Annotated in this window: 15 protein-coding genes; 4 read left to right on the top strand and 11 right to left on the bottom strand. The window is 72.4% G+C overall.

Features of this window, described 5'->3' with window-relative positions; translation table 11 throughout:
* Window positions 1-20: 20 nt before the first annotated feature.
* The 9 genes from J2X46_RS12760 to J2X46_RS12720 all read right to left on the bottom strand — a co-directional run bounded on the left by J2X46_RS12760 (window position 21) and on the right by J2X46_RS12720 (window position 7789).
* On the bottom strand, window positions 21-212 hold the full coding sequence (locus J2X46_RS12760; RefSeq protein WP_310251028.1) for a hypothetical protein: 192 nt from the start codon (window positions 210-212) through the stop codon (window positions 21-23).
* A 106-nt stretch (window positions 213-318) separates the two neighbouring features.
* Entirely contained in the window at window positions 319-1185 is an 867-nt protein-coding gene (mutM, locus tag J2X46_RS12755; protein WP_310251025.1) for a bifunctional DNA-formamidopyrimidine glycosylase/DNA-(apurinic or apyrimidinic site) lyase, read from the bottom strand.
* Between the two features lie 3 nt (window positions 1186-1188).
* Entirely contained in the window at window positions 1189-1956 is a 768-nt protein-coding gene (gene rnc / locus J2X46_RS12750) for a ribonuclease III (RefSeq protein WP_310251022.1), read from the bottom strand.
* Window positions 1911-2096: a 50S ribosomal protein L32 gene (gene rpmF, locus J2X46_RS12745; protein ID WP_056906555.1), complete on the bottom strand. Its 186-nt coding sequence runs from the start codon at window positions 2094-2096 to the stop codon at window positions 1911-1913. The genes rnc and rpmF overlap by 46 nt, the downstream gene beginning before the upstream one ends.
* A gap of 49 nt (window positions 2097-2145) precedes the next feature.
* Window positions 2146-2712: a YceD family protein gene (locus J2X46_RS12740; RefSeq protein ID WP_310251019.1), complete on the bottom strand. Its 567-nt coding sequence runs from the start codon at window positions 2710-2712 to the stop codon at window positions 2146-2148.
* 97 nt (window positions 2713-2809) lie between these two features.
* Window positions 2810-3295: a pantetheine-phosphate adenylyltransferase gene (coaD, locus tag J2X46_RS12735; protein ID WP_310251018.1), complete on the bottom strand. Its 486-nt coding sequence runs from the start codon at window positions 3293-3295 to the stop codon at window positions 2810-2812.
* Between the two features lie 40 nt (window positions 3296-3335).
* On the bottom strand, window positions 3336-3905 hold the full coding sequence (gene rsmD, locus J2X46_RS12730) for a 16S rRNA (guanine(966)-N(2))-methyltransferase RsmD (protein WP_310251015.1): 570 nt from the start codon (window positions 3903-3905) through the stop codon (window positions 3336-3338).
* A 10-nt stretch (window positions 3906-3915) separates the two neighbouring features.
* Window positions 3916-6123, bottom strand: coding sequence for an ATP-dependent DNA helicase RecG (locus J2X46_RS12725; protein WP_310251012.1), 2208 nt, complete (start codon window positions 6121-6123; stop codon window positions 3916-3918).
* A 16-nt stretch (window positions 6124-6139) separates the two neighbouring features.
* Window positions 6140-7789 (bottom strand): DAK2 domain-containing protein, encoded by a 1650-nt coding sequence (locus J2X46_RS12720; RefSeq protein ID WP_310251009.1) that lies wholly within the window; start codon window positions 7787-7789, stop codon window positions 6140-6142.
* Between the two features lie 234 nt (window positions 7790-8023).
* Here J2X46_RS12720 and rpmB point away from each other — a divergent pair, with 234 nt between their 5' ends.
* The gene (rpmB, locus tag J2X46_RS12715) at window positions 8024-8209 is read left to right on the top strand and encodes a 50S ribosomal protein L28 (RefSeq protein WP_056602600.1); all 186 of its coding nucleotides are present in this window, start codon (window positions 8024-8026) and stop codon (window positions 8207-8209) included.
* Window positions 8210-8288: 79 nt separating this feature from the next.
* Window positions 8289-9329, top strand: coding sequence for a DUF4037 domain-containing protein (locus J2X46_RS12710; RefSeq protein WP_310250998.1), 1041 nt, complete (start codon window positions 8289-8291; stop codon window positions 9327-9329).
* A gap of 37 nt (window positions 9330-9366) precedes the next feature.
* Here the strand turns inward: J2X46_RS12710 and J2X46_RS12705 are convergent, their stop codons facing one another.
* Window positions 9367-10317, bottom strand: coding sequence for a thiamine-phosphate kinase (locus J2X46_RS12705; protein WP_310250996.1), 951 nt, complete (start codon window positions 10315-10317; stop codon window positions 9367-9369).
* Window positions 10318-10435: 118 nt separating this feature from the next.
* Between J2X46_RS12705 and J2X46_RS12700 the strand changes: the two genes are divergently transcribed.
* Together J2X46_RS12700 and J2X46_RS12695 are read left to right on the top strand one after the other, a co-directional pair.
* Window positions 10436-10672: an Lrp/AsnC family transcriptional regulator gene (locus J2X46_RS12700; protein WP_091196254.1), complete on the top strand. Its 237-nt coding sequence runs from the start codon at window positions 10436-10438 to the stop codon at window positions 10670-10672.
* Window positions 10673-10677: 5 nt separating this feature from the next.
* Window positions 10678-11187, top strand: coding sequence for a DUF3515 domain-containing protein (locus J2X46_RS12695; RefSeq protein ID WP_310250994.1), 510 nt, complete (start codon window positions 10678-10680; stop codon window positions 11185-11187).
* A gap of 7 nt (window positions 11188-11194) precedes the next feature.
* On the opposite strand, the gene J2X46_RS12690 is transcribed toward J2X46_RS12695, so the two are convergent.
* Window positions 11195-12340, bottom strand: coding sequence for a D-alanine--D-alanine ligase family protein (locus tag J2X46_RS12690; protein WP_310250992.1), 1146 nt, complete (start codon window positions 12338-12340; stop codon window positions 11195-11197).
* Between the last annotated feature and the right edge of the window lie 15 nt (window positions 12341-12355).

Genomic DNA, 12355 nt, shown 5'->3' with positions numbered 1-12355 from the left:
CTCGCGGTCGCACCCGGATTTCAGGCGAGCTGGAGGTCCTCGACCTTGAGCTCGTCACGGGCTGCGGCGGCCAGGCGGTCGTTCTCGGCCTGGAGGCGGAGGACCAGGGACTCCAGGTCCCCGACCCGGCGCCGGAGCCGGCTGTTCTCGACGGCCAGCACCGAGGCGGTCCGTCCGTCGTTGTTCACATGACCCATCAGCGCCTTGGCCATGGGGAGCCTTTCCGGAAAGGGGGTGTCACGGCCGCGAAGCCGCCGTCTCCAAGAGTCGCACCCCGCCGGGGCGGGGTCAATGGCTGCGACCGGGGTTCGGGGGTGGTCATCGCGACCTCGGCGGCCGGGGCGGTCGCTGGCAGCGGGGGCAGAAGTACGACGACCGGTTCATGAAGGCGACCCGGCGGATCGGGGTGCCGCAGCGGCGGCACGGCTCGCCCTCCTGCCCGTAGGCGTCGAGGGAGCGGTCGAAGTAGCCCGACTCGCCGTTGACGTTGACGTAGAGCGCGTCGAAGGAGGTGCCGCCCTGGGCGAGGGCCTCCCCCATCACCTCGCGCACGTGGCCGAGCAGCTCGCGCAGCACCGGTCCGGTGAGCCGGTCGCCGGGCCGCTCGCCGTGCAGGCGCGAGCGCCACAGCGCCTCGTCGGCGTAAATGTTGCCGACACCGGAGATCAGGCCCTGGTCGAGCAGCAGCCGCTTCACCGCCGACGTACGACGCCGGGCGCGGCGCACGAACTCGGCGTCGTCGAACGCGGGGTCGATCGGGTCGCGGGCGATGTGGACGATCTCGGTCGGCAGCTCCGCGCCACCGGCGGAGACGGCGAGGCCGCCGAACATCCGCTGGTCGACGAAGCGCATCTCGAGCCGGCTGCCGTCGGGCCGCGCGAGGGTGAAGCGCACCCGCAGGTGGCGCTCGTCGGGGGCGCCGGGCTCCTTGAGGAGCATCTGGCCGCTCATCCCGAGGTGGCCGAGGAGGGCGTCACCGTTGGCGAGGGCGAGCCAGAAGTACTTGCCGCGGCGTCGTACGGCGTCGATGCGCTGGCCGACGAGGGCGGCCACGAAGCCGGTCGAGCCGCGGTGGTCGCGGCGCACGGGCCGCGGGTGCAGCACCTCGACGGCCTCGATGGTGCTGCCGAGGACATGGCGCTCGAGACCGGCGCGGACGACCTCGACCTCGGGGAGCTCGGGCACGGGTCAGGCGTCGGCGGGGGCGGACTGCTCGGCCTCGGCCGTGCGGCTGTGGGAGGCCTCGATCTCGCGGTAGGCGGTCTCGGCGGCGCCCTGCTCGGCCTCCTTCTTGGAGCGGCCGGTGCCGTTGCCGAGGACCAGCTCGCCGACGCGGACACGCGCGACGAAGGTCTTCATGTGGTCGGGACCGTCGTCCTCGATGAGGTATTCAGGAACGCCGAGACCCCTCTCGGCGGAGAGCTCCTGGAGGGAGGTCTTCCAGTCGAGGCCGGCGCCCATGGACGCGGCAGCCTCCATCACCGGGTCGAAGAGCCGGTGGATCACGTTCGCGGCCTCGGCCATGCCGCCGCTGAGGTGGATGGCGCCGATGACCGCCTCGACGGTGTCGGACAGGATCGACGCCTTGTCGCGGCCGCCGGTGGTCTCCTCGCCGCGGCCGAGCATGATGTGCTGGCCGAGCTCGATCTCACGGGCGACGTCGGCCAGGGCGCGCGCGTTGACGACCGCGGCACGCAGCTTCGCCAGGCGCCCCTCGGAGAAGTCCGGGTGGGCGCGGTAGAGCGTCTCGGTGACCACGACCCCGAGGACCGAGTCCCCGAGGAACTCGAGTCGCTCGTTGGTCGGGATCTGCCCGTTCTCGTAGGCGAACGAGCGGTGCGTCAGCGCACGCTGCAGCAGCTCGGGATCCAGGACCGGATCACCGAGCGCTGCGCGGAGCTCGTCGGTGGTCAGAGGACCTGGCGACGGTCGGCCCGGGCGCCGTACTGGCCGCACTGGCCGCACGCACGGTGCGGGAGGTGCTTGGCGCCGCAGGCGGGGTTGGCGCACGTCACGAGGGTCGGCGCGACGGCCTTCCACTGCGAACGGCGGTGGCGCGTGTTGCTGCGCGACATCTTCCGCTTCGGAACAGCCATGGTTGTCTCCTGTTGCTTGATGCTCCACCGGGGATTCCCGGCGGGGTGGTCAGTCCTGGGGGTCCTGCTTGAGTTCGGCGAGCCCTGCCCACCGCGGGTCGATCGGTGCCTCGTGCGTGTGGTCCGGGTCGTCCGCGAGCCGCGCACCACACTCGGTGCACAATCCCGGGCAATCGTCCATGCACAGCGGCTGGAACGGCAGTGCGAGCACCACCGCGTCCCGCAGCAGGGGTTCGAGGTCGAGCAGGTCGTCCTCGAGGAGGCTGGTCTCGTCGTCGAGGTCGCGGTCGTGGTGCTCCGTGGCCTTGTCGTGCTGGTCGGGGTAGACGTAGAGCTCCTGCAGCGTCACGTGGACCTCGTCCTCGATCGGTTGCAGGCACCGCACGCACTCCCCCTCGAGCGCGGCCGTGGCCGTGCCCGTGAGCAGCACTCCCTCCATGACCGCCTCCAGCCGCAGGTCGAGCTCGACCGGCGATCCTTCGGGGACAGAGAGGACTTCGATACCAAGTTCTGCTGGTGCCGGAACGGAGAGCCCGAGCTCACGCTGGGACCCCGGGCGGCGCCCGAGCTCGCGCGTGTCAAGCACGAGCGGCGCCCTCGGGTCCAGGCTGCTCACGTCGAACTCCCGTATCTGGACACCAACACAACCTCGGAATCGTATCCGTCGCCCGGGTGGCGGGGCAAAACGAGTGGGGTCCGGGGTGACGGGTGGGTCAGGAGCGGCGCTCCGCGAGGCGGCGTACGAGCGCCTCCCGCACCGACTCCGGGACGAGCCCGCTGACGTCGCCGCCGAGGGCCGCGACCTCCTTGATCAGGCTCGAGGAGACGAACGCGTTGCCGACCGCGCCGGGCAGGAAGACGGTCTCCACGTCGGTCAGGTGGGAGTTCATCTGCGCCATCGGCAGCTCGTACTCGTAGTCGCCGGCGCCGCGCAGCCCCTTCACGATGGCCACCGCGTCGATCTCGCGGCAGAAGTCGACGATGAGGCCGTCGAAGCCGGAGACCCGCACGTTGGGGATGCCGACCGTGGCCTCCTCGAGCATCGCGATGCGCTCGTCGGGCGTGAACAGCCGGTTCTTGGACATGTTGAGGCCGGTGGCGACGACGACCTCGTCGAAGAGCTTGGCGGCGCGACCGACGATGTCGAGGTGGCCGTTGGTCACCGGGTCGAAGGACCCGGGGCAGACAGCGCGACGCACGCGGGTCTCCCTTCCGGCTGGATCGGGGGCGCCCGACGGGTCAGGCTGCCGGGGTGGCGTGACCGTACCAAAGCGCCGTCTCGCCGTAGCGCTTCGTGCGGTCCTCCTCGATCCCCTCGGGCCAGGTGACCTCGCTGCGCTTGGCGGCGCGCTCGACGACGACGAGCGCGCCGGGGACCAGCCAGCCGTGTGCGACGAGTGCGGCGAGGTCGGCGGCGACGTCGGCGTCCGACATCGGGTAGGGCGGGTCGGAGAAGACGATGTCGTAGGGGGCGGCCGGCGAGGCCTGGAGGAAGGTCGCGACGGCAGTCGCGACCACCTTGGCGCGCGCGAAGCCCAGCGCCGTGGCGTTGCGGGAGATCAGGGTCGCCGTACGCCGGTCCTGCTCGACCATCGTGACGACGCCCGCACCACGCGACCAGGCCTCGAGGCCCACGGCCCCGGATCCGGCGTAGAGGTCGAGGAAGCGCAGCCCGTCGAGGGAGCCGGTGCGCGACTCCACGGCGGAGAAGAGCGCCTCGCGCACCCGGTCGCTCGTGGGCCGCGTGGTCTGGCCGCGCGGCGTCTCCAGACGGCGACCCCCCGCCGTTCCCCCGATGATCCGAGTCATGTCGTCGCGCTCAGCCCTTCTCCATGAACCCCGAGGCTGCGGACCGCTCGACGTCGGCAACGGCCGAGGCGAGGTCGGGCGACTGGCCGAGCTCGGGGTCCTCGGAGAGTAGCGCCTCCGCGGCCTCACGGGCACGGACGATCGTCTTCTCGTCGCGCAATACCCGAAGTGAGACAAGGCCCGAGCGGAACCCGGACTGGCTGGCGCCGAGGACGTCGCCCTCGCGCCGCTGCTCGAGGTCGACGCGGCTCAGCTCGAAGCCGTCGGTGGTGGCGGCAACAGCATCGAGGCGATCCCGCGCGGGCGAGCCGACCTCGGCGTGCGAGACCAGGAGGCACAGGCCGGGCAGGCCACCACGGCCGACGCGACCACGCAGCTGGTGGAGCTGGGAGACGCCGAAGCGGTCGGCGTCGAGGAGCACCATCGTGGTCGCGTTGTGCACGTCGACGCCGACCTCGATGACGGTCGTGGAGACGAGCACGTCGACGCCCCCGGCGGCGAAGGCCCGCATCGTGCGGTCCTTCTCGTCGGGCGGGAGCTTGCCGTGCAGGATCGCGGTGCGCAGCCCGGCGAGGGGCCCGTCGGCGAGCTCGGCGTGGACCTCCTCGACCGCGGCCAGCGCGCGCTTGGGCGCGATCTCGGCACCGCTCTCGTCGAGGTCGACCTGGTCGGACTCGCCGTCCTCACCGTGGTCGCCGGAGATGCGGGGACACACGACGTAGACCTGGTGGCCCTTTTCCACCTCCTCGCGCACCCGCTGCCAGACCCGCTCGATCCACGCCGGCTGGTCGGCGAGCGGGACCACGTTGGTCTGGATCGGGGCACGGCCGGCGGGCAGCTCGGCGAGCACGGAGGTCTCGAGGTCGCCGAAGACGGTCATCGCCACCGTGCGCGGGATCGGCGTGGCCGTCATGACGAGGACGTGGGGCGGGGTGCCGGCCTTGTCGGTCAGCGCCGCTCGCTGCTCGACGCCGAAGCGGTGCTGCTCGTCGACGACGACCAGGCCGAGGTCGGCGAACTCGACCTTGTCCTCGAGGATCGCGTGGGTGCCGATGACGATCCCCGCCTCGCCGGTGACGATCCGGAGCATCGCCTCCTGCCGGGCGGCCTTGCCCATCGACCCGGTGAGCAGGGTGACGGTGGTGGCGTCGGCCGCTCCCCCGAGCATCCCGCCCTGGGCGAGGTCGCCGAGCATCGCGGAGATCGAGCGGTGGTGCTGCTGGGCGAGGACCTCGGTCGGCGCGAGCAGCGCCGCCTGTCCCCCGGCGTCGACGACCTGCAGCATCGCGCGCAGGGCGACGAGGGTCTTGCCGGAGCCGACCTCGCCCTGGAGCAGGCGGTTCATCGGGTGGTCGCGACCGAGCTCGTCGGCGACCAGGTCGCCGATCTCGCGCTGGCCGCCGGTGAGCTCGAACGGCAGCCGCTCGTCGAAGGCGGACAGCAGGCCGTCGGTGCGCAACGTCCGCGCCTGCGCGCCCTGGGCGCGGTGGGCGGCACGACGGCGGGCGAGCACCAGCTGGAGGATCAGCGCCTCCTCGAAGCGGAAGCGCTTCTGCGCGGCCCCCAGCTCGCTCCACTCGTCGGGCGCGTGGATCCAGCGCAGCGCCTGCATGATGCTCAGCAGCTCGAACCGCTCGCGCAGCTCGGGGGTGAAGACGTCGGGCACGCCGGTGACGAGGTCGAGAGCGGTGGAGACGACCTTCTGGAGGTCCCAGGTGTAGAGCTTGGCGGTCAGCGGGTAGACCGGCATCAGCTTGCTCAGCGTGGCGCCCTCGGGCCCGTCCATGGCGAAGCCGTGGGGCTGGTCGAGCTGCCAGCTGCCACGGAACTGCTTGGCCTTGCCGGTGAACACGGCGCGGCTGCCAGGCCGGAACTCGGCCTCGTGACGGTCGGCCTGGCCCTGGTAGGGGCTGAACAGCGTCACGGAGAAGTCGGGGCCGTCGGTCCTCAGCCTGACCGTCGTACGGAACTGGCGGCGGTTGCCGGCGAAGAACGGCGCGCTGTCGCAGGACCGCACCTCGCCGACGATCGTCAGCTGCTCGCCGACCACCGGCGTGGCGACCTCGGAGAGCTCGGTCGCGGCGACGTAGCGACGCGGGAAGTGGCGCAGCAGGTCGCCGACGGTCGCGAGCCCGAGGCCCTCCTCGGCGAGCTTGCGCTTCTTGTGGTGGTTGCCGAAGACCGCCCCGATCGGGCTGTCCGGTGTGATCGCGACCATGCGGGAATCCTGCCGGTCACTCGACGCTGACGAGCAGCGGGTAGCGCGGTTGGCCGCCCTCGTGCACCGCCACGTCGACGGTCGGGTGGCGCTCCTCGACGTGGGCGGCGACCCGTGCGGCGAGCTCGACCCCGTCCTGGCCGGACACGATCGTGACCAGCTCGCCACCGCCGGCGAGCAGCCGCTCGAGCACGTCGCGGGCGACCTCCTCGAGGTCGGAGCCGACCACCGCGAAGTCGCCGGCGACGACGCCGAGGGCGTCACCGGGCTCGCACGGCCCGGCCATGGTGATCGCCTGGCGGGCGGCGATCGTGACGGCGCCGTGGCGCACGTGGCGGGCGGTCGCGGTCATCTCCCGGACGTCGGCGTCGAAGGTGCGGCCCGGCTCGTGGACGGAGATCGCGGCCAGCCCCTGCACCTGGGCCTGCGTCGGGATCACCTCGACCGTCACGTCGTGCTCGGCCTCGGCGGTCCGGGCGGCGATCTCGGCGGCCCGCACGGTGTCCCCGTCGTTGGGGAGTACGACGACCTCCGCGGCACCGCAGTCGACGACCGCCTCGAGCAGCTGCCCGGTGGATGGACGCTGGCCGGGACCACCGGCGACGACGACCGCACCGGCCGACTGGAAGAGCTCGGCGAGCCCCTGACCGGCGGCCACGGCGACGACCTTGCGGCCGCTCCGGGTCGAGGCCTTCTGGCGGGCCTCGGCGACCTGCTCGGCGAAGTGGGTGACGCGGATGCGGTGGGGGCGGCCGGCGGCGATGCCGGCCTCGATCGCGGCGCCCACGTCGTCGACGTGGACGTGGACGTTCCAGAGGTCGTCGCCGCCGACCACCACGAGGCTGTCGCCGAGCGCGGCGAGAGTGGCGCGCAGCGCGACGACGGCGTCCTCGGGTGCGTCGAGGAGGTACATCACCTCGTAGCCCGGGCCGTCCTCGGTGAGGTCCTCCCCCGGCGCGCCCGACGGGACCACGACCGGGATGTGGTGGGTGCCGATCGGCGGTGTCCACGGCATCGGGCGACGGCCGGTCGAGGCGGTCTCGACCGCGTCGAGGACCACGCAGAGCCCACGTCCGCCGGCGTCGACGACCCCGGCCTGCGCGAGCACCGGCAGCTGCTCGGGCGTCTTGGCCAGCGCGGCCCGGGCCGCCGCGGCGGCAGCCGTGAACACCTCACGGGTGCGCGCGCCGGGGCGCTGGGCGGTCGCCATGGCGGCGTCGGAGGCCGCCCGCGAGACGGTGAGGATGGTGCCCTCGACGGGCGTGCCGACGGCGGCGTAGCTGGCATCCGTGGCCTCGGCCATCGCGGCGGCGATGGTCTGCGCCGGCCGGTCCTGTACGCCGGCTCCGGCGAGGTGGTGGACGTAGGCACGGAACATCTGGCTCAGGATCACGCCGGAGTTGCCCCGCGCGCCCAGCAGCGCGGCCCGCGCCAGCACGGCCATCCCCGCACCCAGGGCGAGGTCGGGGTCGGCCGCGCGGGCGGCGCGCAGCTCGTCACGGGCGGCCGAGACGGTGAGGAACATGTTGGTGCCGGTGTCGCCGTCGGGCACCGGGTAGACGTTGAGGGCGTCGATCTCCTCACGCGCCGAGGACAGGGCGTCGGTCGCGATGTCGACGAACCGGGCGACCCCGTCCAGGGTGATGCCGTGGGTGACTGGCTCCATCGAGTCGGTGTGCTCCCGGTGAGGTCTTCGGTCGTGTGCTGGGGCAGGATGAGCGGGCACCGCACGCCGGCTCGGGCCGACTGTGGTGCGCGCCACAGGGTAGTGCCCGGATCCGACGCTGCTGCGATTTCATCTCGCCGCGGGTCCTCGGCTACTCTTGCGCGGTTGCCTGTTGCCGCTTCCAGCGGCGACGGCCTTGAACATCTATCAACCTCGAACGGATCGGAGTGCACGGTGGCTGCCGTCTGCGACATCTGCGCCAAGAAGCCGGGCTTCGGAAACAACCGTCCCTGGTCGCGCAAGATCACCAAGCGTCGTTTCAACCCCAACATCCAGCGCGTCCGGGCGACCGTGAACGGCACGCCCAAGCGCCTGAACGTCTGCACCGGCTGCCTCAAGGCCGGCAAGGTCTCGCGCTGACCTGAAGCTCTTCGTCGAAGCCCCCGTCGCACTGCGGCGGGGGCTTCGTCGTTCCCGCCTGCGGGAGGACACTGCTCGGATGAGCAGGTTCGTCCCCGGCATCGACCTGTGCCGGCGCCTGTACGACGAGCAGGTCGGCCCGGTCCTCGCCGGGTCGTTCCCCAGCCTCCGCCACTCCGCCGCCCTGCTCGGTCGCGGGTCCGAGGTGCTCGGCTTCGACGACGAGACCTCGACCGACCACGACTGGGCTGCGCGCGTCCTGCTCTTCCTCACCGACGAGGACGAGGCCACGCTCGGCGCCGAGGTGACCCAGCGGCTCGACGAGGCACTGCCGCCGACCTTCGGCGGGCACCCCGTGCGCCACGAGGTCCACACCGTCCGTGGGTTCGTGCAGCAGCAGCTGGCGCTGGACCTCGACCGGGAGGTCCGGGCCGTCGACTGGCTGACGATGCCCGAGAACAGCCTGCGGTCGGTCACCGCCGGTGCGGTCTTCCACGACGAGGTCGGGCTCGGCGCGGTGCGGGAGCGGCTGTCGTACTACCCGAGGGACGTGTGGTTCTACCTCATGATCACCGGCTGGTGGCGGGTGCATCCCGAGGCCAACCTGGTCGGCCGGACCGGATCCGTCGGGGACGAGCTCGGGTCGGCCGTGCTGGGGACGCGACTGGCGAAGGACCTGATGCGGCTGGCCTTCCTGATGGAGCGGGAGTACGCGCCGTACGACAAGTGGTTCGGCACCGCGTTCGCCCGCCTCGGGTGCGGGCCCGCGCTCACGCCGTACCTCAACGCCGTCGTGCACGCGCGATCGTGGCAGGAGCGGGAGGACGCACTGGTCGGCGCCACCACGGCGCTCGTCGACGTGCACAACCGGCTCGGCCTCACCGCGCCCGTCGCCGTCGAGGTGGTGCAGATGTGGGACCGGCCGTTCCGGGTGGCCTGGGCCGAGATCCCCGAGCTCCTCCACGCGCAGATCGACGACCAGGAGGTGCTGCAGATCTCCGGGAAGTGGCCCCTCGGCCCGGTCGACCAGCTCCGCGAGCTCACCTGGGCCGTGCGGCGGCGGCCCGCCTTCCTGAGGATCTTCAGCGACCTCGCGGACGGCGCCGCGACGGGCCAGTAGCCCTTGAGTCTCCCAGAGACTCAAGGGCCAGGGGCGCTCAGAAGTGGGTCCAGCCGGTGGGGCCGTCGTAGTCCCCGCCGTCGACGGTGACGCCTTCGCCCTCGCTCACCTCGCCGATCACGTGCCAGCCGGCCGGCACCGAGGCCGAGTCGGGGAAGGTGGCGAGGAGGGCATGGTCGTCGCCGCCGCCGAGGATGAACTGGATCGGGTCGGCGCCGAGCGCGGCGCCGACCGCCTGGAGGGGCTCGGGGACGTCGAAGGCGTCACGGCGTACGTCGATGGCGACGCCGCTCGCCTCGGCGATGTGCCCGGCCTCGGCGAGCAGGCCGTCGGAGATGTCGATCATGGCCGTGGCGCCGGCATCGGCCGCCACCTTGCCGGCGGCGTAGGGCGGCTCCGGACGGCGGTAGGCCTCGACCAGCGCCCGTGGTGAGCGGAAGCCGCGGCCGAGGACCGCGAGCCCGCCCGCGGCCCAGCCCTGGCGGCCGGTGAGCGCGAGCAGGTCGCCCGGGCGGGCACCCGAGCGCAGGACCGGCGACTGGAAGCACTGGCCGAGCACGGTCACCGCGATGACGAGCTGGTCGGCGCGTGTCACGTCGCCGCCGACGACGGTGGCGCCGACGGCCGCGCACTCCTCGGCGAAGCCGCGCGCGAAGTCGAGCGCCCACTCCGCCGGCAGATCCGCGGGGGCTGCGAGGCCGATCGTCAGGTGGCGCGCGGTGCCGCCCATGGCGTTGATGTCGGAGAGGTTCTGCGCGGCCGCGCGGTGCCCCACGTCGGAGGCGCTGGCCCAGTCGCGGCGGAAGTGCCGGCCCTCGACCATGAGGTCGGTCGAGACCACCACGTGGCCGTGCTTGATGCGCAGCACGGCGGCGTCGTCACCGGGTCCGACGAGCACGTGCTCGTCGCCCTCGAAGATCTCCACGAGCTCCGAGATCAGCCCGAACTCGCCTGCGTCGCCGAGGGTTGCGTCAGGTGGGAGCGCCATGGGTCCATCCCACCAGACCGGCCCGGTGACCACAGTCACCCGGCCCCTGTCGGCTCGTGCGCGTCGCGCGGTAGGTTGGCCCGGTCCCACCCCGCTGAACGAGACCGAGGAGTCCACGATGGTCGTCCAGGCCTACATCCTGATCCAGACCGACGTCGGCAAGGCCGCCGAGGTGGCCAAGGCCATCGCGCAGGTCAGTGGCGTCACGCTTGCTGAGGACGTCACCGGTCCCTACGACGTGATCGTCCGGGCCGAGGCCAAGAACGTCGACGAGCTGGGCAAGCTCGTGGTGTCGAAGGTGCAGAACCTCGACGGCATCACCCGCACGCTGACGTGCCCGGTCGTCCACATCTGACCCACGTGCACCTGCTTCGACGCCTCGGCCCACCTGCGGGCCGGGGCGTCGTCGTCTCCGCGGTGCTTGCAGCCGTCCTGCTCTCGGCCTGCTCCCCCGGCCGCGTGCAGATCGACGAGCCCGACCTCTCCGAGGCCGACCGGGCCACCTGCGAGGCCCTGGTCGACGACCTGCCGGACACGCTGGCCGGCGAGGTGCGCCGCTCGACCGACCCGGACGACGCGCTCGGCGCGGCCTGGGGCGATCCGGCGTACGTCCTCACGTGTGGCGTCGACGAGCCCTCGGACTACGAGCCGACCGCCGAGTGCAGCGTCATCGAGGGCGTGGGCTGGTACGTCGACGAGGACCAGCTCGGCGACCTGCGTGTCGACGCGACACCGGTCGCGCTCAGCCTGGAGCCGTACGTCGCGGTGCTGGTGCCCGCGCGCTACCGCACCGACGGCATCGACGGCGCGCTGTCCGAGCTGGCGCCGGTGCTGAAGAAGCACCTCGGAGAGGGCTTGTCCTGCCTCTGACGCGCGGTCAGCGCAGGTCGGTGTCGCGCCGCAGCGCGAGCTGCACCAGGCGGTCGACCAGCTCGGGGTAGGTCATCCCCGAGGCCGCCCACATCTGGGGGTACATCGACGTGGGCGTGAAGCCCGGCATCGTGTTGAGCTCGTTGATCACCAGCGAGCCGTCGGGCATCACGAAGAAGTCGACGCGGGCCAGGCCCTCGCACGAGAGCGCCTCGAAGGCGCGGACCGCCATCGCGCGGAGCTCCTGCTCGGTCTCGGCGGGGAGGTCGGCGGGGATGTCGATCTCGGTGTGCTGGTCGGCGAGGTACTTGGCCTCGAAGTCGTAGAACTCGTGGTCTCCGCCGGTGCGCACCTCGCCCGGACGCGACGTCTCGGGCGGGCCCTCGAGCGTGCCGAGCACGCCGCACTCGACCTCGCGGGCGCCCTCCATCGACTGCTCGACGAGCACCTTCGGGTCGTGGCGGAAGGCCTCCTCCAGCGCATCGGTGATCTCCGAGGCGTCGTGGACCTTGCTGATGCCCATGCTCGAGCCCGCGCGGGCGGGCTTGGCGAAGGACGGGAAGCCGAGCTCCTCGACCCGCGCCTGTACGCCGACCGGGTCCTGCTCGAGCTCGGATCGGGTGACGACGATGCCCGGCGTCACCGGCAGCCCGGCGGCCTGGAGGACGACCTTCATGTAGGCCTTGTCCATGCCGATCGCCGAGGCCAGCACACCGGAGCCGACGTAGCGCACCGCGGCCATCTCGAGCATGCCCTGCAGGGTGCCGTCCTCGCCCCACGGGCCGTGGAGCAGCGGGAAGACCACGTCGACCTCACCGATCACGGACGGCACGCTCGACGGCTCGGTGACCACGAGGTCAGTGCCCGTCGTCGCTCCCATCAGCGCGACGGGCGACCGGTCGGCGTCGACCGCGGGGAGCTCGCTGCCCCGGATCGCGAGTCGGGTGGGCTCGTCGGCCTCCAGCACCCACCGGCCGTCGAGGGCGATGCCGACGGGCACGACGTCGTACTTCTCGCGGTCGATCGCGGCCAGCACGCTGCCCGCGGTGACGCAGGAGATGCCGTGCTCGGACGAGCGCCCGCCGAAGACGACGGCGACGCGCGGCTTGTGGGCCGCCGGATCGGGGGTCTTGCCAGGGGAGGTCTCGTTCATCGCCTCGACCCTATC

Source organism: Nocardioides sp. BE266 (assembly GCF_031457855.1).
In the GTDB taxonomy this organism is placed as follows: Bacteria; Actinomycetota; Actinomycetes; order Propionibacteriales; family Nocardioidaceae; genus Nocardioides.
The sequence above is the reverse complement of the archived record's forward strand: the minus strand, read 5'-3'. Positions and strand labels throughout refer to the sequence as shown.